Source organism: Streptomyces sp. JLYT201, from assembly GCF_059448825.1.
On record NZ_CM182551.1, the window covers coordinates 2,791,190 to 2,812,556 of the forward strand.

16 protein-coding genes are annotated in these 21,367 nt (G+C 70.2%); 5 read left to right on the forward strand and 11 right to left on the reverse strand.

Annotated elements, in window-relative coordinates:
* The first annotated feature begins 249 nt into the window (after window positions 1-249).
* A complete protein-coding gene (locus AC5WAM_RS10985; protein ID WP_495522486.1) occupies window positions 250-393 on the forward strand; it encodes a hypothetical protein in 144 nt (47 codons plus the stop codon).
* Here the strand turns inward: AC5WAM_RS10985 and AC5WAM_RS10990 are convergent, their stop codons facing one another.
* Window positions 394-900, reverse strand: coding sequence for a MerR family transcriptional regulator (locus AC5WAM_RS10990; RefSeq protein WP_495522487.1), 507 nt, complete (start codon window positions 898-900; stop codon window positions 394-396). It lies immediately after the preceding gene.
* A 55-nt stretch (window positions 901-955) separates the two neighbouring features.
* Between AC5WAM_RS10990 and AC5WAM_RS10995 the strand changes: the two genes are divergently transcribed.
* Window positions 956-2,293, forward strand: coding sequence for a flavin-containing monooxygenase (locus AC5WAM_RS10995; protein WP_366793729.1), 1,338 nt, complete (start codon window positions 956-958; stop codon window positions 2,291-2,293).
* Window positions 2,294-2,360: 67 nt separating this feature from the next.
* On the opposite strand, the gene acnA is transcribed toward AC5WAM_RS10995, so the two are convergent.
* Entirely contained in the window at window positions 2,361-5,075 is a 2,715-nt protein-coding gene (gene acnA / locus AC5WAM_RS11000) for an aconitate hydratase AcnA (protein WP_495522488.1), read from the reverse strand.
* Window positions 5,076-5,566: 491 nt separating this feature from the next.
* Here acnA and AC5WAM_RS11005 point away from each other — a divergent pair, with 491 nt between their 5' ends.
* Together AC5WAM_RS11005 and AC5WAM_RS11010 are read left to right on the forward strand one after the other, a co-directional pair.
* Window positions 5,567-7,096, forward strand: coding sequence for a helix-turn-helix domain-containing protein (locus AC5WAM_RS11005; RefSeq protein ID WP_138962291.1), 1,530 nt, complete (start codon window positions 5,567-5,569; stop codon window positions 7,094-7,096).
* 69 nt (window positions 7,097-7,165) lie between these two features.
* A complete protein-coding gene (locus AC5WAM_RS11010; protein ID WP_495522489.1) occupies window positions 7,166-8,602 on the forward strand; it encodes a hypothetical protein in 1,437 nt (478 codons plus the stop codon).
* Window positions 8,603-8,905: 303 nt separating this feature from the next.
* Here AC5WAM_RS11010 and AC5WAM_RS11015 read toward each other — a convergent pair whose 3' ends face one another.
* The 9 genes from AC5WAM_RS11015 to AC5WAM_RS11055 form a co-directional block, all read right to left on the reverse strand.
* Window positions 8,906-9,253, reverse strand: coding sequence for a hypothetical protein (locus AC5WAM_RS11015; RefSeq protein WP_384791408.1), 348 nt, complete (start codon window positions 9,251-9,253; stop codon window positions 8,906-8,908).
* A gap of 26 nt (window positions 9,254-9,279) precedes the next feature.
* On the reverse strand, window positions 9,280-10,188 hold the full coding sequence (locus AC5WAM_RS11020) for a radical SAM/SPASM domain-containing protein (RefSeq protein ID WP_495522490.1): 909 nt from the start codon (window positions 10,186-10,188) through the stop codon (window positions 9,280-9,282).
* Window positions 10,189-10,607: 419 nt separating this feature from the next.
* Window positions 10,608-10,799: a hypothetical protein gene (locus AC5WAM_RS11025; protein WP_495522491.1), complete on the reverse strand. Its 192-nt coding sequence runs from the start codon at window positions 10,797-10,799 to the stop codon at window positions 10,608-10,610.
* 325 nt (window positions 10,800-11,124) lie between these two features.
* A complete protein-coding gene (locus AC5WAM_RS11030) occupies window positions 11,125-12,303 on the reverse strand; it encodes a helix-turn-helix domain-containing protein (RefSeq protein WP_495522492.1) in 1,179 nt (392 codons plus the stop codon).
* Between the two features lie 131 nt (window positions 12,304-12,434).
* Complete coding sequence (locus AC5WAM_RS11035) at window positions 12,435-13,370, reverse strand: major capsid protein (RefSeq protein ID WP_495522493.1); 936 nt, start codon at window positions 13,368-13,370, stop codon at window positions 12,435-12,437.
* A 1,462-nt stretch (window positions 13,371-14,832) separates the two neighbouring features.
* A complete protein-coding gene (locus tag AC5WAM_RS11040; protein WP_495522494.1) occupies window positions 14,833-15,183 on the reverse strand; it encodes an HNH endonuclease in 351 nt (116 codons plus the stop codon).
* Window positions 15,184-16,045: 862 nt separating this feature from the next.
* A complete protein-coding gene (locus tag AC5WAM_RS11045; protein WP_495522495.1) occupies window positions 16,046-17,833 on the reverse strand; it encodes a recombinase family protein in 1,788 nt (595 codons plus the stop codon).
* 73 nt (window positions 17,834-17,906) lie between these two features.
* Window positions 17,907-18,305 (reverse strand): RidA family protein, encoded by a 399-nt coding sequence (locus AC5WAM_RS11050; protein ID WP_366793726.1) that lies wholly within the window; start codon window positions 18,303-18,305, stop codon window positions 17,907-17,909.
* Window positions 18,302-19,480 carry an acyl-CoA dehydrogenase family protein gene (locus AC5WAM_RS11055; RefSeq protein WP_495522496.1) on the reverse strand — a complete coding sequence of 393 codons (1,179 nt, stop codon included), beginning with the start codon at window positions 19,478-19,480 and terminating at the stop codon, window positions 18,302-18,304. Before AC5WAM_RS11055 ends, AC5WAM_RS11050 begins: the two co-directional genes overlap by 4 nt.
* Before the next feature lie 171 nt (window positions 19,481-19,651).
* Here AC5WAM_RS11055 and AC5WAM_RS11060 point away from each other — a divergent pair, with 171 nt between their 5' ends.
* Window positions 19,652-21,361, forward strand: coding sequence for an AMP-binding protein (locus AC5WAM_RS11060; protein ID WP_495522497.1), 1,710 nt, complete (start codon window positions 19,652-19,654; stop codon window positions 21,359-21,361).
* Window positions 21,362-21,367 lie beyond the last annotated feature (6 nt).

Here is a 21,367-nt window from a genome sequence, read left to right on the forward strand (position 1 = left end):
ACTCCCCTGCGTCATGGGCCCCACAGCCCGACAAGCCCTCCGGACGGCCGCACACCGCACTCGGTGCGCGCTTCCGCCGCCCGGACTGCACGAGATGACGCGATGGTCGATCCGCCGCGCCCGGCGGCCGGTGCTCACCGTGGCGGTCGGCGCGTGCGCCCTGCCCGTCCCGGTCCTGCACGGCGTCAGGGCGCTGAACCTCGGGCGGGGCGCTACCGCAGCGCCAGCACCGACCACTTCACCACCCTGGTGACACCGAGCGGCGACGGGCGCTACTCCACCGGCACCAAGGTCTCCAACACCCGCGAGACCAGCCCGACCTGCGGCGCCGGCAACGGCGACTACGTCCTCATCCCGCTCCTGTCGGCCACCAAGAGCATCCCCCTGAGCTGATCACTCCCGGTGCCGCGCGCGGTAGGCGCGCTGGCGGCAGGCCCGCGAGCAGTACCTCCGGGGCCGCCCGCGCGGCGAGCGCGGCACCGGGAACCCGCAGCCGGGGCACGGCCTTTCGTCACACGAAGGGTCCGGCGCAGCACTTTCGTCACGCGGCGGCCCGCCCGTGCGGGCGGCGGTGACAAGGTCCGGGGCCGGGACGCGCCCGCGTGGGGTGTGCGTGGCCAACTCGGCGTCCAGGACCGGACAGTCTCCCGCGATGTCGTCGTCCGTGCAGGTCAGCGCGTGGCGGAGATAGCTCCGGGCCGCCTCCAACTCCGTGATCTGCCGCTCCACCTGCACGAGCTGGGCCTCGATCGCGCCCTGCCAGGCATCGCGCGTGGCCCTGCCGGAGGTGACGACGGCGGCTTGGTCGAGGGGCATCCGCCCGACGACGCAGCACAGATAGGCGAGGCCGATGCGGCGCAGGTCAGTAGCGCCGTAGCGCCGCTTGCCGCCCTCGCGCAAGGTCTTACTTAGGTAAACCTAAGTAGCCGCGTCCTCGCGGCAGAGGGGTTCGGTCATGACAGCAGGCGAGCACATGGAGCGCGTCGAGAACGCCAAGAACGCCGAATACGCCGAGACCGTGGTCATCGGCGCCGGTCAGCAAGGGTGCGGAGTGGCCGGGGCCCTCCAGGAGCTCGGCCGCGCCGCGCTCGTCCTGGAGCGGGGGGAGATCGGCCAGGCCTGGGCCCACGAACGCTGGGACAGCCTGCTGATCGGAAGCGGGAACCGCTCGCTGCGCTTCCCCGGCCAGGAGTACGAAGGCGACGACCCCTACGGCTGCCCCTCGGGCCCCGAACTGGCCCGCGTCCTGCGCCGGTACGCGACGGAACGGGGGCTGCGGATACGCCAGCACACGCCCGTGGCGCACGTCGAGTGCCCGCCCGGCGCCGCCGACCGGGACGACGTACGGTTCCGCACCCACCTGGCCACCGGCGGCGTCGTCGAATCCCGCAACCTCGTCGCGGCCGTGGGCGGCTACGCGGCCCCCCGCACCCCCGCCCTGGCCGCCGACGTCGACCCGGCCGTCCACCAGCTCCACTCCCACGCCTACCGCAACCCCGGGGCCCTGCCCGACGGGGCCGTCCTGGTCGTCGGCGCGGGCATCAGCGGCCAGCAGATCGCGGACGAGCTGGCGGCCGCCGGGCGCCGCACGTTCCTCGCGGTCGGGCGGCACCGCGCCTGGCCGCGCCGCTACCGCGGCCGCGGCATCCAGGAGTGGCTCCGCGCGCTCCCTTCCCTGTACGAGGAGTTCGGGGCCGCGGGCGGCGACGGCGGACCCGTCCTGCCGGGCCTGCCGGTGACCGCCGTGCGGGACAAGCGCGGCGACCTGAACCTCGGCACCCTGGCCGCGAAGGGCGTCACCCTGGTCGGCTCCGTACGCGCGGCGGACGGCACCGTACTCCACCTGAAGGACAACGTCGTCGCCGTCGCGGAGGAGTCCGCCCGCTCGTTCCGGCGGGCCGTCGAGATCATCGACACCCGCATCCGCCGGCGGGGATTCGCGGCGCCCCAGGAGCGGCCCGCGCCCGAGGTCCCCCTGGCGCACGTGGCCGACTTCGGCGAGCGGCTCGACCTGGCGCGCCACGGCATCACGACCATCGTCTGGTGCACCGGCTTCGGCCCCGACTACCGCATCCTGCCCGACCACGTCCTCGACGAGCACGGCGCGCCGGTCCAGGAGAAGGGCCTCCTGGGGGCGCTCCCCGGCCTGTACTACGCCGGGCTCCCGGACGGGGACTCGATCGCCCCCGTGGGCATCGAGGCGAACGTGGAGAACGGCCGGTCCATCGCCCGCCTGATCCACGTCGACCACGTGCTGCGCACCGGAGCCCCGGCGGCGCTCATCACCGTGTGAGCACGCGAGAGGGCCGCACCCCCGGAGACATCCGGGGGTGCGGCCCTCGGCCGCGTGCCCTCGCCGCTTAACTGCGGATCAGACTGCGCAGCACGTACTGCATGATGCCGCCGTTGCGGTAGTAGTCCGCCTCGCCGGGAGTGTCGATGCGCACGACCGCGTCGAACTCGACACCGGTGTCGGTGGTGACCTTCACCGTGCTCGGGGTCGTGCCCTCGTTCAGCTCGGTGACGCCCGTGATGGAGAAGGTCTCCTCACCGGTCAGGCCGAGCGAGTCGGCCGACTGGCCCGCCGGGAACTGCAGCGGCAGGACGCCCATGCCGATGAGGTTCGAGCGGTGGATGCGCTCGTACGACTCGGTGATGACGGCCTTGACGCCGAGGAGCGCGGTGCCCTTGGCCGCCCAGTCGCGGGACGAGCCGGAGCCGTACTCCTTGCCGCCCAGGATGACCAGCGGGGTGCCGGCCGCCTGGTAGTTCTGCGAGGCGTCGTAGATGAAGGAGACCGGGGCGCCGTCCTTCGTGAAGTCGCGGGTGTAGCCGCCCTCGGTGCCCGGCGCGATCTGGTTGCGCAGGCGGATGTTGGCGAACGTGCCGCGGATCATGACCTCGTGGTTGCCGCGGCGCGAGCCGTAGCTGTTGAAGTCGCGGCGGGCGACGCCGTGCTCCGTGAGGTACTGGCCGGCCGGGGTGTCGGCCTTGATGGCACCGGCCGGGGAGATGTGGTCGGTGGTGACCGAGTCGCCCAGCTTCGCCAGGACGCGGGCGCCCTCGATGTCGGAGACCGGGGTGGTCTCCATCGTCATGCCCTCGAAGTACGGGGGCTTGCGGACGTAGGTGGACTCGGTGTCCCACTCGAAGGTGTTGCCGGTCGGGATCGGCAGGGCCTGCCACTGGGCGTCGCCCGCGAAGACGTCCTGGTAGGACTTGTTGAACATGTCCTCGCCGATGGCGTTCGCCACGACGTCGTTGACCTCGGCCTCGGTCGGCCAGATGTCCTTGAGGAAGACCGGCTTGCCCTCGGTGTCGGTGCCGAGCGCCTCCGTGGTGATGTCCACCTTCATGGAGCCCGCGAGCGCGTACGCGACGACCAGCGGCGGGGACGCCAGGTAGTTCATCTTGACGTCGGGGTTGATGCGGCCCTCGAAGTTCCGGTTGCCGGAGAGGACCGAGGTGACGGCGAGGTCGTGGTCGTTGACGGCCTTGGAGACCTCCTCCGGCAGCGGGCCGGAGTTGCCGATGCAGGTGGTGCAGCCGTAGCCGACGAGGTTGAAGCCGACCTTGTCGAGGTACGGGGTCAGGCCCGCCTTGTCGAAGTAGTCGGTGACGACCTTCGAGCCCGGGGCGAGGGTGGTCTTGACCCAGGGCTTGCGGGTCAGGCCCTTCTCGACGGCCTTCTTCGCGACGAGCGCGGCGGCGACCATCACGTACGGGTTCGACGTGTTGGTGCAGGAGGTGATCGCGGCGACGGTGACGGCGCCGTGGTCGATCTCGTAGGTCGAGCCGTCGGGGGCCGTGACCTGGACCGGGTTGCTCGGCACGCCGTTCGTGGTGGCCGGGGCGTCGGAGGCCGGGAAGGACTCCTTGCCCGCCTCGTCGGCGGTGTCGACGTAGTTGCGCACGTCCAGGGCGAACTGCTGCGCGGCGTTCGCGAGGACGATGCGGTCCTGCGGGCGCTTCGGACCCGCGATCGACGGGACGACCGTGGAGAGGTCCAGCTCCAGCTTCTCGGAGAAGTCCGGCTCGGCGGCCGGGTCCAGCCACAGGCCCTGCTCCTTGGCGTACGCCTCGACGAGCGCGACCTGCTGCTCGGAGCGGCCGGTGAGCTTGAGGTAGTTCAGGGTCTCGCCGTCGATCGGGAAGATCGCGGCGGTGGAGCCGAACTCCGGCGACATGTTGCCGATGGTGGCGCGGTTGGCCAGCGAGGTGGCGGCGACGCCCTCGCCGTAGAACTCGACGAACTTGCCGACGACGCCGTGCTTGCGCAGCATCTCGGTGATCGTGAGCACCAGGTCGGTGGCGGTCGTGCCGGGCTTGAGCTCACCGGTGAGCTTGAAGCCGACGACGCGCGGGATCAGCATGGAGACCGGCTGGCCGAGCATCGCGGCCTCGGCCTCGATGCCGCCGACGCCCCAGCCGAGGACGCCCAGGCCGTTGACCATCGTGGTGTGCGAGTCGGTGCCGACCAGGGTGTCGGGGTACGCCTGGCCGCCTCGGACCATGACCGTACGCGCGAGGTGCTCGATGTTCACCTGGTGGACGATGCCGGTGCCCGGCGGGACGACCTTGAAGTCGTCGAACGCGGTCTGGCCCCAGCGCAGGAACTGGTAGCGCTCCTTGTTGCGGCCGTACTCCAGCTCCACGTTCTGCGAGAACGCGTCGTGGGTGCCGAACTTGTCGGCGATGACGGAGTGGTCGATGACCAGCTCGGCCGGGGAGAGCGGGTTGACCTTCGCCGGGTCGCCGCCCAGGGCCTTCACGGCCTCACGCATCGTGGCGAGGTCCACGACGCAGGGAACGCCGGTGAAGTCCTGCATGATCACGCGGGCCGGCGTGAACTGGATCTCCTGGCTGGGCTGGGCCTGCGAGTCCCAGCCGCCGAGGGCACGGATGTGGTCGGCGGTGATGTTGGCGCCGTCCTCAGTGCGGAGCAGGTTCTCCAGCAGGACCTTGAGGCTGTACGGCAGGCGGGCCGAGCCCTCCACCTTGTCCAGCCGGAAGATCTCGTACGACTCGTCGCCCACCTGCAGCGTGCTGCGGGCGTCGAAGCTGTTCGCCGACACGACAGTCTCCTTCATATATGTGCGCGTTCCACCGCATCCTGCCGTCACGCCTCCTGGCCGATCCGCTAAGGTAAGGCTAAGTTAGGTAACCCTTACCGCCGGACTGGCGATGCGTACGGCTGCGGTGCGCCTCGGCAGATATCTCGATGTCGAGATAACTCTAATACATCAGCCGCGCGGACGCTGGCCCCGGGGCCTCGGGCAGGGCTGCGCGCTGCGCACTCGCCCTCGAATGCCGGACGGACCGATCGCCCCCGCACGCCCGGGCGTGTGCGCCCCCGGGCTCACCGACGGCCGGCGCTGCGCCAAGTGGCCGAGTTCCCCGCCGCGGACGTGCGACACACCCGCTGCGGGGGCACAGTGGTGGACGGCGCCCACCTGCGGCTCAACACCTGTGCGAGGGCGGACGCCTGACGGATCGGAACCGGTCATTCCCCTAATGGCCTACCCCGGCGGGTACCTCATCTCATATCTGAGATAGCCTCTGGCGCATGGCAGACGACTACCTCGTACGCATCGGCAAGCTCATTCGTGACGCCCGGCAGCACCGTGGCTGGACACAGTCGCAGCTGGCCGAGGCGCTCAACACCAGCCAGAGCGCCGTGAACCGCATCGAGCGCGGCAACCAGAACATCAGCCTTGAGATGATCGCCCGGATCGGCGAGGCGCTGGACAGTGAAATCGTCTCGCTCGGGTACTCGGGTCCGATGCATCTGCGAGTCGTCGGCGGCCGCCGTCTCTCCGGTTCCATCGACGTCAAGACCAGCAAGAACGCCTGCGTGGCCCTGCTCTGCGGCTCCCTGCTCAACAAGGGCCGCACGGTCCTGCGCCGCGTCGCCCGCATCGAAGAGGTCTACCGCCTCCTGGAGGTCCTCAACTCCATCGGCGTCCGCACCCGTTGGATCAACGACGGCGTGGACCTGGAGATCGTGCCGCCCGCCCGGCTCGACATGGACGCCATCGACGCGGACGCCGCCCGCCGCACCCGCTCGATCATCATGTTCCTCGGCCCGCTCCTGCACCGCATGGACCGCTTCCGGCTGCCGTACGCGGGCGGCTGCGACCTCGGCACCCGCACGATCGAGCCGCACATGATCGCGCTGCGCCGCTTCGGCCTGGACATCGCCGCGACCGAGGGGCTCTACCACGCGGACGTCGCCCGCGACGTCACGCCCGACCGCCCGATCGTCCTGACCGAGCGCGGCGACACGGTGACGGAGAACGCGCTGCTCGCCGCCGCCCGCTCCGCCGGAACCACGGTCATCCGCAACGCCTCCTCCAACTACATGGTCCAGGACCTGTGCTTCTTCCTGGAGGCGCTCGGCGTCAAGGTCGAGGGCATCGGCACCACGACCCTGACCGTGCACGGCGTGCCGGACATCGACGTGGACGTCGACTACTCCCCCTCCGAGGACCCGGTCGAGGCGATGAGCCTGCTCGCCGCCGCCGTGGTCACCGAGTCCGAGCTGACCATCCGCCGGGTGCCGATCGAGTTCATGGAGATCGAGCTCGCCGTCCTGGAGGAGATGGGCCTCGACCACGACCGCTCGGCGGAGTACGCGGCGGACAACGGCCGCACCCGCCTGGTGGACGTCACGGTGCGCCCCTCCAAGCTGGAGGCGCCCATCGACAAGATCCACCCCATGCCGTTCCCCGGCCTGAACATCGACAACGTCCCCTTCTTCGCGGTCATCGCAGCCTCGGCGCAGGGCAAGACCCTCATCCACGACTGGGTCTACGACAACCGCGCGATCTACCTCACGGACCTGAACCGCCTCGGCGGCCGCCTCCAGCTGCTCGACCCGCACCGGGTGCTCGTCGAGGGCCCGACCCGCTGGCGCGCCGCCGAGATGATGTGCCCGCCCGCGCTGCGCCCCGCCGTGGTCGTGCTGCTCGCGATGATGGCGGCCGAGGGTACGTCGGTCCTGCGCAACGTGTACGTGATCAACCGCGGCTACGAGGATCTGGCGGAGCGCCTGAACTCCGTCGGGGCGCAGATCGAGACGTTCCGGGACATCTAGGAGCGTCCTCTTCTCCTGGTCGCACATCTGTGTGGAATCGGCGCGGGCCGCGATGTGAGGGTGTCCCCCATGACTCCTCGCAGCGCGGCCCGCGCCGTCTCCGTACTCACCGCCCTCGCGCTGGTCGCGGGGTGCGGCGGCGGGTCCGACGGCTCCGGGTCCCGCGGCTCCCGCGACGGCGGCGGCGAGCGGTCCGGGTCCTCCCGGACGCCGGACGTCGTCCCCGCCGAGAGCCGCGCGCCCGCCCCCGGCCGGGGCTCCGGCGACCCGGACGACGTCAACGGCGACGGCCGCCCCGACCTGCTGATGCAGGTGCCCGTGGCCTGGCCCGCCGGCCACGGCGGGGTGCCGCAGATCGCCGTCGTCTTCGGCTCCCCGCGCGGGCCCGACCCGACGACCCGGACCCTCTACACCGCCGAGGACCTCGCCGTGCCCGACCCCAGCGCCGTCGGGAACACCCCGCCGTACCCCGGGACCACCGCCGACCTGGACGACGACGGCTTCGCGGACTTCGTCACCCGCACCGGCGAGGAGGCGCCCGCGGGGAACCGCGTGGTCGAGTACGTCAACTGGGGCGGGCCCACGGGGCCCCGGCGCGGCGCGGCCCCGACCCGGCTCCGCCTTCCCGCGCCGGACGCGGCGGCCGGCTTCGACGAGACGGTCCGGGGCGACTTCGACGGCGACGGCCGCCACGACCTGGCGGGCCTGCGGGCCGACGGGACGTCCGTAGTGCTGCTGTTCGGCCCGTTCACGCGCGCGGGCGCGGCCGCGCGCACCGAGCGGCGGGCCCTGCCGCAGCCGCAGTACACGTCGTACGGCAGCCTGCGCGCCGACGACATCGCCCCGTCGGGCAAGCCGCGCACCACCGGTCTGTTCGTGCACTACGGCAACGACGGCGAGCAGTCGGCGGGCCAGTACTTCGCGGCCCGGCCCGGCGGCGGCCTCGCCGCCACCAGCCGCCCGGTGCGCAAGGGCAACGGCTACGCGTTCGGCGACTTCGACGGGGACGGCACCCGCGACCTCGCCGTCGGCGACGACGGCGGCCGCAACGACGAACCGGACGCGGGGGCCGAGGCCCCCGACGTCGCCGGGAGCTACGCCGTCTACCCGGGCGACGGCGGGCCCGTCCGCACGTACCGGCCCGCCGAGCGCGTGACCGGGGCCTACACCGCCGTCGACCACGACGGCGACGGCCGGGACGCGCTGCTGCTCGACAGCCGCCGGGGTGCCGTCCTCTACGAGGGTGACCGCCGGGTCGGCCTCCTGGTGCGCAAGCCGCCCGCGCGGGTGGACGGCAAGCGGATTCCCGTGGGGAGCGGGCAGTGGCTGGTGCGCTTCGCCGCCGACCTCGACGGGGGCGGTGCGGACGAGGTGGTGCTGACCTGGCAGTCGCCGAAGCTGTACGACACGTACGGGTCGGTGCCGACGCACTGGTGGATCACGCGCGGCGCGGGGCCGAAGGACGCCGTGGCCTTCTCTTCCCGGAAGTTCGCCCCGCCGCGCTAGCGCTGCCCTCGCGGGGCGCCCCAGACCCACCCCTTCCCGCTTCCTGGGGGCTCCGCCCCCAGACCCCCGCTCCTCAAACGCCGGAGGGGCTGAAACACAGCCGCAAGCGGCACCATCCAGCCCGTCCGGCGTTTGAGGACGAGGCGCGAAGCGCCGAAAAGGCGGGGGCACGGGGGCGGCAGCCCTCGGATCGGGAAGCCCCGATGCTCGCTAGTAGGAGTTCTGAGGGTAGTGCCTGGTCAGAGCGCGCGAAAGCCCTCCCCGTGCGGCCCTCAGGTAGCGCACGGGGAGGGCCAGTGCCGGTCACTGTTGAATGTGTTCGGAGCTGTCCAAGGCACGAAGCTGAGCCAGCCGCTGTTGGTACAGGGGTCCGGCCACGTGCGCGGCTCGCGCCTCGCTCGGCGCTGACTGCTCAATGAGGTGGTGGGCCACAGCCTTGAGGTGTGCCGCCCACGCCAACACGTGTTGCTGAGCCGTCCGCCCGCACTCCTGCGGCTCGCCAGGGAGACACAGAGGAAGATCAGGGCCGACCTTGTTCGCGGCGTGCCGGATGTACCCAGCGATGGTGGCCCATTCCTCTTCGCTCCGCTGCACGGCACCGATGGGGGTTTCCGTGCCCCACTTGCTGAAGTCGTCTCCGTGGTCGTCCATTTGTGCGCTCCTGCGGTTCCGGAGGGTCAAGCGGGTGCGCCGATCGTAGCCGCCTCCACCACGGCGTCGGCCTCCCTTGGATCGCAGTGCCCCACGGAGGGGACACACGGTCCGCAGGGCCCGCACATGGGCAGGAACTGAGGCGGTGTGCACGACTGCGCACCTTCTCCGTGTACGGCGGCGATCTCGGCCGTCACCGTGGTCATCTGTTCGCCACCCCAGATTTCGGCGAGCGGCGTTTGGAGCACGTTGCCGATGGTCAGGAACCGCCCCAGCACGCACGGCCAGATGTCCCCGGAAGGACCGATGGCGCACTTCTCGTGGGCGCAGTGCCCGCACAGGTCGGCGATCGTCGGTGTGGCCCCGTTGCTGGCGCGGCCGAATGCCCGCGTACGGTCCCCGCCGACCGTTTCCACCCCCAGCGCCGCCAGGTCCCGCGCTGCCTCCTGCACGCGCTGACCTTGGTTCACGGCAACGACGCCGCCCCTCAGTGGGATACCAAGGCTGAGCGCTTTGGCCACGTTCGCGCGGGTCCGCTTGTGGGAGCCCCGGAGCCGGGTCACCTGGTCGTGCTCGGTGGCCGTGTCCGAGTAGTACGACGTGGCGAGCTTGACCCCGCACTCCTTGAACGTCTCCCACAGATGGCCCCGGATGTGGGTCAAGTTGGAGAACACCTCGACCGACAACCCTGCCCCGTGGGCGTGCGTGATCAGTTCCCGCAGGTGCGGGTACAGGGTCGGTTCGCCGCCGATGAACTGGACGTCCTCGGCGCCCATGGCTGCCAACTGGTCGATGGTGCGTGTCCAGTCCTGCATGGCCATCGTGCCGTGTGTCCCCTGGGGGGACGAGTCGGCATAGCAGTGATCGCAGAACTCGTTGCAGAGTCCCGTCACCTCTAACCAGGCGAATTTCAGCGAGTTTTGGGCAGCGCTCATCTGGAGACTCCTTGCGGATGGGATGAGAGATTGCGGCCCGCCCGGCCGACTCCGCTCACGGGAAAAGGGAAGGCGTGCGGCCGGACGGGCGTAGTGCCCCTCCTCGAATGGCGCGGGGTCTGGGCAGCGATCCGAGGAGGGGAGTCTTGAGTACGCGTACGCCCTGGTGCTGGATCAGGTGGCCCGTTGGCGCCCTGATGTGCGGCACCGTCGGCAGGGGAAGGGGCAGGCTGGGAGTTCGCGTGCCCGGCCCTGTGGAATGTGGACGACACCGGAGCGCCAATCCAGCGCGCCGCCGAACCGGTCCCACCAGCCGGGCGGAGACTCCGCGTACGGGCCTGTGGGGTCGTCGATAAGGCCCATCGACTCTGAGGGCAGTGAGGGCTGATCAGCACGCTTGTGGGGGCGTGCAAGGGCAGTCACTGCTGCACCAATTTCAGGAGCAAGGCGCGGAGTTCATCAAGGTCGCTGGCGGGACTGAACGTGTCCGTTTCCCACAGCTCCCCATCCCGCAGCGAGGCCAGCGTGACTGTGACCGTCTGGCCGTCCCACGCGAGTGCTTCCCCGATCCGGCCGTCTGAGTCCTTGACCAGGTCGCCCGGCGCGGGCACCCACGGGACTGTCACGGCAGTGACCCAACCGGGCGTGTCCAAACCCGCGCCTGCCACGTCTCGTTTTCAGTCGGCTTGCGCAGTCGGCCGGGCGGCGCCGTCCACTCAATCCCTCCGCCCGGGGGTACGAGGTGCACGTTCCCCTCGTGCAGTCTTCGGACTTCCCCGATGCGGCTGTCTGCCGTGTCCACCGCGTACGTTCCCGTGGTCGGGGTCCATTCGATATCCATGGATTTTCGCCGTCCCCTCGCGTTGTCTCTGCAACGACCATCGGACGGCAACGCCCCCCAAACAATTGGGAGTTTGGGGAGCGCCTGAGTGAAAGTCACATATCCGCAGGTAGGCGTACCGCGTCGGCCAGTTCACGGATCTCAGGGGTCAACCGCCTACGCTTGCGCACCACCTTGCCGAGGATGTCTCGCGCGAACCGCTGGTTCGGGAGCCATTCGGGAGAATTGTTCCGGATCTCGGTCAGCTTCTCGACGGCCCGCCCGTAGTTCCGTAGTTCCACCTCGGCGTTCGCCACATCCAATAGGTGACGGTTCCAGTTGTTCGACGTGGGGCGACGACCGCCCATGGGAACGAGGGCGGACAGTCTCAGCACTTCATCCGGGCGCTGCACGACCGAAGCGTTCTCGGCCCGCTTCAGAGCTACGGTGGTCGGCCCGAACGCCCGGAGGAAGTCGCCGCCGGGCGCGTGCTCCCGCCCCAGGGCTACAGCGGCAGCATGAGCCAAGCGGAGCGCGTCATCGGCGTCCCCTGGACGCTCGTCCCGCACGCTGGCGGCAGACAGCCGCAGCAGCGCCCAACCCCACGCACTCAGCTCGTCCGGCGTCGCTCTGGACATGCGGGGCTCAAGCTCGTCGGCCCATCGGGCAGCCAGCTCGCGGGCCGCTGACAGTCGGCCTTGGCGGAGGAGCAGCCAGCACTGCGTGGTGACCGTGGCGGCTCCCTCCAGCCTGTCGGCGGAGCCGTCCAGGGCCCGTGACAGGGCTACCTCTGCGGCCTCGAACTGGCGGGTCTGGACCATGAGCCACCCGGCGAGTTGCAGGAGTCGTACGCGGACGCTCCGCCCTTCCGCGCCGAGTAGTTCGGCCTCGCGAAGCAACGGCGGGAGCACGGTGGACAGTTCCGCGAACTGGTCCCCGGAGAACAGGGGCGTCATGTCGCGTACGAGGGTCTGAACGCCTGCCACGGTCGGCGGCGCGTCATCCGGGCCCAACACCGGCGGCGGACCCATGAGAACGGACCGCACGCCCGCCCAGCGCTCCACGGTGCCAGCATCCGGATCACCGGCCTCTGCCCGGTCGCCCTGTAGATAGCTCGTGGTCGTGCGCAGGGGAGCGGCCAGCTTTCGCAGCGTCTCCAGACGAGGCGTGCCGCCTCGGCCCTGCTCCAGGTTCTCGACGGTCCGGAACGACACCCCGGATGCCTTGGCCAGCTCGCGCTGCGTGAGATCAGCGCGCTTGCGGAGTTCCCTCAACCGATCCCCGACACTGCTCATAGTTCGCAGCGTACGCCGGAGATGCTACGCCAGGCAGGGGATCACTTGTGCGTCCGGCGATCAGCCTCGGAAACACGAAAGGCCCCACCCCCGCCGCCCCGAAGGGTGACGAGCGCGGGGCTCTGTGAGCGTTAGCCGTTCAGGACGCCGGTCAGGCGGGCGGCCGCCTTGCCGCCGAACAGTGCGAGCCCGCAGTAGAAGTCGATACGGGTGCGGTAGACGGGCTTGTCGTGGGACTCGCCGAGGTCGGTGACCTGGATGCCGCCGTTGGTCAGGCCGGAGACAGCGGCATCGGCTTCGGAGGAGCCGAAGCGTACGGCGTAGATGTCGCCGGTCTGCTTACCGCCCGTGCCGGTTGTCAGGGGCAGCACGTCGGTGCCGTCCAGCTTCTGTCCGGCGTCCAGGAGCGGGACGCCGTTCCAGGCAACGGTGCGCTTCCCCGCAATCTCAGAGGGGAGGAGTTCGCCGCCGCCGAGTCGGCGGAAGCCGGACACGATCTTGGCGCGGATCTCGGCGTTCATGTACAGCGCGCCGTTGGCTCCGTTGATGCCGCGTATCTGTGCGGTCAGCGCGTCCAACGCATCAAAGAAGTCATAGCCGTTGGCCACAGGCCCGACGCCCTTCGCGTCCAGGACTTGAGAGCCGAGCAGCCGCTTGCGCAAACCGTCGAACCCCTTGGGGTTCACCGCGGTGTCGCCATTGAAGAACTGGTCCGCAAAGTGGATGGCGGCGGCCTTGACCTTCATCACGGTCTGAATGGCCCGCTGGTCGTTCAGGTTCCCCCGGGTCTGCACGATGAACTTGTCCACGTCCGCGTCACCGCCGAGGATGGCCAGCGTCTCGATCCGCTGGTTCACAGCACCGGTGCTCTCCGGGTACGCCTCGTTCACTGCCCGGAACGAGACGCCGGGAAGGGAGGATTCTTCGTTGTAGCGATAGGCATTCCCCGCCACATCTATCAGCGGCAGTCGATCCAGGGTAGGAGACTCCTGAACGAAGGTCTCGATCACTCCACGCCGCAGATCATCCTGAGAGAGCTTCGCGGACTCGGCCAGAGTTAATGCCATAAGAGTTCTCCTTAGTGGTTAGCCGAAATTCGGCAATCAAGTGAGCGCCAGAATGTCTGGCGATGGGCATGGCCCACGGGAACGCTCAAATGAGCCATGCCAGTTTTTTGCCTCCCTGCCGATCCGTCTCGGCGAGGCGCGGGGGTCACCCCCTGGTCGCCGACTCAGAAACGGCGAGGACGGACACGCTCGGCAGCCCAACCACCCGGCTGATGCTTCGCGGTCTCGCGGTTGTGGCACGTCGTGCACAGCGGACGCAGACGAGAGAACGCGTCCGGATCACTGACGCCCCGAGCCACCAGCGAGCGGCGCGACTCAGGGAAGTGATCGGCCACGGTCGCGATGCGCGAGCACAGCACGCACCACGGATGCGCGTACAAGTACCGGCGCCGGATGCGCTGCCACCGTGTGTCATAGCCCCGCTCGGCTGTCGTGCCTCGCTGCTGCTGTGCCTCGCGCTCGTGCTTCGGGCAGCGTCCCCCGCTCGTCAGCTCGGGGCACCCGGGGACAGAGCAAGGGGGACGGGGTCTTCGGGGCATGGGGGATCACCTCCAAAGGGGTGGGGATCGTTTCTTCTCGCCCCATCTGGGTGAAGCGGGCTTGCGGTCCAATCGGCAGTCCTGGACGCTGCCAGGGGCAACGCGCGCACATTCCGGAAGGCATCGCATGGTCATCGTAGAAACCGCTCATGGCGACGTGAGACAGGTACTAAAGCTCGTAAAGCGCAAAATGAATCGCGAGAAGACGATTCGGAGAATGCCTAGAAGGATCGGGCGTGAAAATGAGCGCCGTACGCTCGTGAAGATAAGGGCTGCGCGGCGAGGCGTAGCAATCGGAATCGAAACCGTGCACGCCATGAAAAATGGTGAGCCGCGCCGTATCGCCAAAGTCAAGGTCGGAAATGGTGACGTGTTCTCCGCCTACATTCCAAGAGGTGTTAAGGGCGTAGAGGAGGGGTCACACGTACTAATCCGCGTTAGCCGGTCCCCTAAAGTGCCAGGGGTTCAACTACGAGTGAAGGAGTACTACGGCGTCATTAAGCGTAACTCAGATCCCTATGCCAGAGCGAACGTGCTTGCGTGGAGAAATGACATGAGTCCGGTACCGCCGATCGGTCGGGAAGTCGGGCCGACTAGGCAGCGTGCGCGTTCACACCGCATCCCTTCCGAACTCGAACAGTGGTCAGAACCGAAGAAGAAGTCGAAGTAGAAGAGCCGAACGAAGTAAGGACCTTCGAAGCAGGCAGACCAGCGAAAGATTGCCAGCCCGACCCGGACGGAAAAGGCCCCGGGTGTCCACTTCCAGGAATTGCCGGAAAAGCACAAAGGGTGAAGGGCCAGCGGCCCGAAAGCCTCGCGCGTCTTAAGCTTGTGCACGGACGGCAAAGCAGATTGACGTCCCAACCGTGTCCGTCCCGCCACCGCCCCGGTGAATGTCGATCATGTGCCGGGGCGGAGCCATGTCACGCCGCAACACGCACAGCCCCGAACTCCGTTGCCGTCTTGAGGGCATGGCACCCTCGGCACAGGACTTGCACGTTGCCCGCAGTGTCCGTCCCACCCATCGCGAGGGGCCGCACATGGTCCACGTCCACCGCATCCGCGGGGAAGTCACCCAAGCACCAGTCACACCACGCATGACCGCGCTCCTGTATCCGTCTGCGGAGCCGCGCCGCCGCATCATGCCGCTTCGCACGACGCCTACCGCGTGAACGACGTGAGCGCACCGAGGAACGCGCCTGGTACTGCGCATCGTGAACGTCGCAGCGTCCACGCCGAGTTGCCGCCTCACTGCACTCAACACACGGGGTCATGAGTCACCGCCTGGTCGTCGTTGTTGTGGAGTGCCCGCCCCCGGACTCGAACCGGGGAACTCTGCGGATTGCTTCCGGATCTCCCTTGCGGGGCCGGTACCGCGCACCTCTACCTGTTGGGTCAGCGGGCATGCGATGCCCGAGCCGGCGAGGACCGGTCCGGGACGCTGTGGGGGCCGTACGGGCTTCCAACCCCGTTCGGCACACTCGCTAGGCGAGTGGGTTACTGATGGGCGGTACGGCCCCCGCGCGCTGCCTCACGACCCCTGCGGCCACCCCTTACGGGTGCGTGGTGCACGGACAGCGCTACGACCGAGAGCGGACACTCAGACCGCCGTGTGTCCCCCTGTAGGGCGGGTGCGCGGTAATCCCGCTCTCGGTATTGATAGGGAGCGGACCTTGCCTGACCGGATTCCCCGGGGCTGGTTCCCTTCCTGGTATTGATAGGGAGCGGACCTTGCCTACCGCCCTGAGTGACCGTGCTGTGGCGCGGTCGTCCCCGAGGGCGAGCAGCGGAAAGCCCCGACGGTCCGTGAGGGACTGCCGGGGCTCTGCGCGGCTAGCTGTACTGCACCGCATACAACCGGGTGACCTAGCCGCGAGCGGCACCCTAGCGGGCGCAGGATGCTCGCCGAGGGGCAGGGGCCGACCGGTGGCGGAGTGCCGTTTGAGACGCCGTTCTCTCCTTCTATGTATTTTTTCTATGCGTTTCAAAAAAGTGGTGTAAACCGTCACTCCATCACCACCCTGCACCCCGCTGTTGGGCCGGTCGGCCCGAGGACGAGCGAGGACGGCTCGGGGCAGCCGAGAGCCCCGGCAGGCGACGGGTGCCCGCCGGGACTGGCTCGGCCCTACGGCGCCGCTATGCGGCGACCAGTTCCCGCACGGTCTCGGCAGGGGCGGGCTCGGCGAGGCGGGCGGCACTGCCCGGGGCCGGGGGCGCGTCCTTCCGCTCCTCGGCTTCCATGTCTCCCGCGGTGGCCGCAAGCTCGGCAATGGCAGGGTCCAACTCCCCGGTGATAGCGAACTCAACGCGGCGCACATCGAGCCGTCGCCATCCGCCCTTGCCACCGGGCTTGACCATCAGGCGTGCTCCCGCGGTGATGAGCATGGCGCGGCGCTCTGTGGTGTCGCCCTCGGTCCAGTCGTCGGCGTAGGTGCGTCCGGTGGGGACGACTTCGCGGCGGGGTTCGCGCTTCTCGCGGGATTCCAGCTCTGCCAGACGTGTGTCCAGGGCGTCCGCGCGGCGCTGCCACGCTGTCTGAGCGCTCTTGGACTTCTGGCGCCCCTTCTCGTTCTGGTGGTCCTCGAACTCGGCGAGGGTGGCGTCTATCTCGGGTTGCGGGTCGTAGCCGGGTATCTCGATGACGCGGTTGATCTGGATCTTGCCCGCCGCCTTCAGGAACTCGTCGCTCACGTACTCGTCCACCCACTCAGCGCGCACGGTGCAGGGGGCGGGGCAGTAGGTCCCGTACTTGTACGATGAGCACCGGTAGGTACCGCTGGACCGGTTCAGGTACATACGCTCGTCGCATCCGTTGCAGTGCATGACGCGCAGCAACAGGGCGGTGGAGTCCTTGCGCTCGGGCGCCTTCTGTTCGATCGGCTTCGGGGTGAGGAGCGCGGCGGCCTGGTCGAACTCTTCGCGGGTCAGAATCGGGCTGTCCGTGGCCATGACGGGGTTGCCCGCATCGTCGCGCACGGGCTTGCCGCGGTGCATCTTCCAGCCCATGAGCGCTTCGTTGGTCAGCATCTTCTCGATGGTCTGCGCACGCCACTGCGCGGGCTTCTTCACGGACTCGTCCGTGACCGGGGCGGGCTTCTTCTTGGCGCGCGCCTGGTAGGCCGTCCAGTGCGCCGAGGGGGACAGCACGCCGTCCGCGTTCAGCCCGCGCGCGATCGTGTGCAGCCCTCGGCCGTCCACCAGCTCGGCAATGATCCGCTCAATGATCGTGACCGCGTACGGGTCCGGAACCAGCGTCCAACCAACCCCGCCGTGCTCGGCGGGCATGGGGGCGGGCAGGTAGCCATAGGCGGGCTTGCCGCCACCCCGCCAGCGAAGCGGCATCCTCCGCATGGCTGCCTGAGCCCCGGTGACGCGGTCCTTGATGCTCTGCGACTCGACCTGAGCGGCAAAAGCCAGCATGAGCATCATCAGTTCGCTCATGGGATCCATCGGGTTGCGGAAGTCGAACACGAGCCGACCCCCGCCGATGCCCTCGGCGAACACGATCAGCTTGCGGTGCTCGCGGGCCCACTTGGCAAGCTCGTGCATGTCGCCCATGTCCCGGATGGCCCGGTCGAAGCGCCAGAACACCAGGGCATCAAACGCATCCGGGCGCTTCAGCCATCCGCCGAGCTGCGGACGGTCGAAGGGGCCGACCAGGGACGCGGACACGTCCAGGTCGACCGCTTCACGCAGGGCAGCACCCTCGCCGAAGGTGATGCCGAGGGCTGCCGCCGCTGCGTCGTCGGCCTCGCGCTGCCGCTCCGGGCTGGTGGTCTCGTCGGTGCGGACGGACAGGCGGATGCAGCGGACGCCCCGCAGGGTCTCGGTAGGCAGATCCTTTACAGGTGTGGTGGGGTTCTCCATGCTCTCTGTGGAGAGCGAACCTTGCCGCGCGTCCCTGACCTGCGTGGATACCGCCATGACCCGATCACTCCAGAAGTGTCACTCTGGAACATCGGGAAGGGGCGGGCCTGGGGCGCCCCCCGCGAGGGCATCAGGGCAGCACCGCGAAGCCGTCCAGTTCCACGAGGCACTCCTCGTCCCAGAGCCGGACCGCACCGATGACCGCCATGGCGGGATAGTCGCGGCCCGCCAACCGCTTCCAGATCGCCCCCAGTTCGCGGGCGTGCGCGCGGTAGTCGGCGACGTCCGTGGCGTAGACGGTGACGCGGGCGAGGTCCGCGGGGGTGCCGCCCGCCGCGCGCAGGGCGGCGAGGAGGTTGCCGAGGGCCTGCTCGAACTGCTCGGGCAGCGTGGCCCCGGTGACCTTGCCGTCGGCGTCCAGGGCCGTCTGCCCGGCGAGGAAGACGACGCGGCCGCCGGTCGCCACGACGGCGTGGCTGAAGCCGGTGGCCGGGGAGAGGCCGGCGGGGTTCAGACGGTCGAGGCTCACGCGGTCTCCTTCGGGGCGGGGGCGGGGGCGGACGCGTACAACTGCTTGGCGATGACGGCGCGCTGGACCTCGCTCGCGCCCTCGTAGATGCGCGGCGCCCGCACCTCGCGGTAGAGGTGTTCGAGCAGGTGCCCGTGCTGGAGGGCGCGGGCGCCGTGCAGCTGGACGGCGGTGTCGACGACGTACTGGGCGGTCTCCGTGGCGAAGAGCTTCGCCATCGCCGCGCGGCCCGCGATGCCGGGCTCCTCGCGGTCGTGCGCAGCGGCGGCCGCGTACACCAGGAGCCGCGCGGCCTCGGTGCGCGTGGCCATCTCCGCGACCTGGTGGGACACCGCCTGGAGGTCCTTCAGCTTGCCGCCGAACGCGTCCCGCCGCGCGGTGTGCGCGAGGGTCGCGTCGAGCGCGGCCTGGGCCATGCCGACCGCGAAGGCGCCGACGCTCGGGCGGAAGCGGTTGAGGGTCGTCATGGCGACGCCGAAGCCCCGGTCGGCCTCGCCCAGGAGGTCGTCCGTGCTCACGCGGACGCCGTCGAAGGCGAGGGTGCCGATGGGGTGCGGGGAGAGCATGGCGAGCGGGGCGCCGCTCAGGCCCGGACGGTCGGCGGGCACCAGGAAGGCGGTCACGCCGCGGGCGCCCGCGTCCGGTGTGGTGCGGGCGAAGACGGTGTAGAAGTCGGCCTCGGGCGCGTTGGAGATCCAGGCCTTCTCGCCGGTCAGGCGCCAGGCGCCGGCCGTGCCGGGCTCGGGCTCGGCGCGCAGCGCGAGGGCCGCGGCGTCGGAGCCCGCGCCCGGCTCGGACAGGGCGAAGGCGGCGACGGCGCGGCCCTCGCGCGCGCCCGGCAGCCAGTGCTCGCGCAGCCGCGCCGAGCCGTAGGCGTGCACGGGGTAGGCGCCCAGGCCCTGGAGGGCGTACGCGGTCTCGGCCTCCGTGCAGCCGCGGGCGAGCGACTCCCGGGTCAGGCACAGGTCGAGGGCCCCGGCGGTGAACAGCCCGTCGAGCAGGCCGAGTTCACCGAGGGCCTCGGTGAGCGGACGGTTCACGCGCCCCGGCTCGCCCTTCTCCGCGAGGGGGCGGAGCCGGGTCTCGGCCAGCTCCCGCAGCCGGTCACGCCGAGCGGTCTGCTCCGGGCCGAGCGAAAATTGCGGAAACGCCTGCGAAGGCGGCGAACCCGGCATATCCGGTGAAGGTGACACAGTCGGCACGTCGGTCATCTCGGGCCTCCCCTGGCGCGGGGCGCGGTGCCGCGCCCCGGAGTCTTATCGCGCAGTGTTGACTGCCGTCACCAACACGATACGCTCGTTGGGCGAGCCCATCACTACGCCCGACGGCAAAGGTGGCGAGGCGCCATGCGGACCACAGGGGCAACCTACGGCGACAGCGGCGCCGCGCCCACCGGACACGTCGACACCTTCGCGCGCGAGCACCTCCCCCCGCGCGACCAGTGGCCCGCGCTGGTGCGCGACCGGCCCGAGCTGCACTATCCCGACCGGCTCAACTGCGGCGCCGAGCTCCTGGACGCCTCGGCCCGGCGGTACGGCAGCGACCGGCCCGCCTTCATCGCCGGCGACGGCACCGCGTGGTCGTACGGCGAACTCCAGGACCGCGTGGACCGGATCGCGCACGTCCTGACCGCCGAGCTCGGCGTGGTGCCCGGCAACCGCGTGCTCCTGCGCGGCGCCACCTCGCCCTGGCTCGCCGCCTGCTGGCTCGCCGTGATGAAGGCGGGCGCGGTCGCGGTGACCGTCCTCGCCCAGCAGCGCGCGCAGGAGCTGGCCACGATGTGCGAGATCGCGCAGGTCTCGCACGCGCTGTGCGACGCCCGCGCGGTCGACGACCTGATCAAGGCCGGGGTGCCGGGCCTGCGCGTGACGACGTACGGCGGCGAGGGCCCCGACGACCTCCTGGCCCGCGCGGCGGCCCGCCCGCCCGAGCCGTACGCGGCGGTGGACACGGCGGCCGACGACGTGGCGCTCATCGCCTTCACGTCCGGCACGACGGGACGGCCCAAGGGCTGCATGCACTTCCACCGGGACGTGCTCGCGATCGCCGACACCTTCGCGCGCCACGTCCTGAAGGCTCGCTGGGACGACGTGTTCGCGGGCAGCCCGCCGCTCGGCTTCACCTTCGGCCTGGGCGGCCTCGTCATCTTCCCGCTGCGCGTCGGCGCGGCCTCCGTACTGCTCGAACAGGCGGGCCCGAAGCAGCTGTTGCCCGCGATCGCCGCGCACCGGGTGAGCGTGCTGTTCACCGCGCCGACGGCCTACCGGGCGATGCTCGACGCGCTCGACGCACCCGAAGGGGACGCCGCCCCCGACGTGTCGTCGCTGCGCCGGTGCGTCTCGGCGGGCGAGAACCTGCCCGCCGCGACCTGGCAGGCCTGGCACGAGCGCACGGGCCTGCGCATCATCAACGGCATCGGCGCGACGGAGCTGCTGCACATCTTCATCTCCGCCGCCGACGAGGCGATCCGCCCCGGCACCACGGGCCTGCCCGTGCCCGGGTGGCACGCGCGCGTGGTCGACGCCTCCGGCGCGCCCGTGCCGGACGGCGAGCCGGGCCTGCTCGCGGTGCGCGGCCCGGTCGGCTGCCGCTACCTCGCCGACCCCCGGCAGCACGACTACGTCCGGCACGGCTGGAACGTCACCGGCGACACCTACGTCCGCGACGCCGACGGCTACTTCCGCTATGTGGCGCGCGCGGACGACATGATCATCTCGGCCGGGTACAACATCGCGGGCCCCGAGGTCGAGGAGGCCCTGCTGCGCCACCCGGACGTGGTGGAGACCGCCGTCGTCGGCCGCCCCGACGAGCGGCGCGGGCAGATCGCCGTCGCGTACGTGGTGCTGCGCGAGGGCGCGACCCCCGACGCCGAGCGCCTGCGCGCGTTCGTCAAGGCGGAGCTGGTGCCCTACAAGTGCCCGCGCGCCGTGGAGTTCCTCGACGCCCTCCCGCGGACGGCCACGGGCAAGCTGCAACGCTTCCGCCTGCGGGAACCGGGCGCGGCGCCCGGCGCGGAAGATCCACTCGTGGAACCGGGGCCCCCGCCCGGGGCCTAGAGTGAT

Coding starts and splice junctions, on each gene's coding strand:
- AC5WAM_RS10995 (WP_366793729.1), top strand. CDS start 956: ATGACAGCAGGCGAGCACATGGAGCGCGTCGAGAACGCCAAGAACGCC.
- AC5WAM_RS11005 (WP_138962291.1), top strand. CDS start 5,567: ATGGCAGACGACTACCTCGTACGCATCGGCAAGCTCATTCGTGACGCC.
- AC5WAM_RS11010 (WP_495522489.1), top strand. CDS start 7,166: ATGACTCCTCGCAGCGCGGCCCGCGCCGTCTCCGTACTCACCGCCCTC.
- AC5WAM_RS11015 (WP_384791408.1), bottom strand. CDS start 9,253: ATGGACGACCACGGAGACGACTTCAGCAAGTGGGGCACGGAAACCCCC.
- AC5WAM_RS11020 (WP_495522490.1), bottom strand. CDS start 10,188: ATGAGCGCTGCCCAAAACTCGCTGAAATTCGCCTGGTTAGAGGTGACG.
- AC5WAM_RS11030 (WP_495522492.1), bottom strand. CDS start 12,303: ATGAGCAGTGTCGGGGATCGGTTGAGGGAACTCCGCAAGCGCGCTGAT.
- AC5WAM_RS11035 (WP_495522493.1), bottom strand. CDS start 13,370: ATGGCATTAACTCTGGCCGAGTCCGCGAAGCTCTCTCAGGATGATCTG.
- AC5WAM_RS11040 (WP_495522494.1), bottom strand. CDS start 15,183: ATGACCCCGTGTGTTGAGTGCAGTGAGGCGGCAACTCGGCGTGGACGC.
- AC5WAM_RS11045 (WP_495522495.1), bottom strand. CDS start 17,833: ATGGCGGTATCCACGCAGGTCAGGGACGCGCGGCAAGGTTCGCTCTCC.
- AC5WAM_RS11055 (WP_495522496.1), bottom strand. CDS start 19,480: ATGCCGGGTTCGCCGCCTTCGCAGGCGTTTCCGCAATTTTCGCTCGGC.
- AC5WAM_RS11060 (WP_495522497.1), top strand. CDS start 19,652: ATGCGGACCACAGGGGCAACCTACGGCGACAGCGGCGCCGCGCCCACC.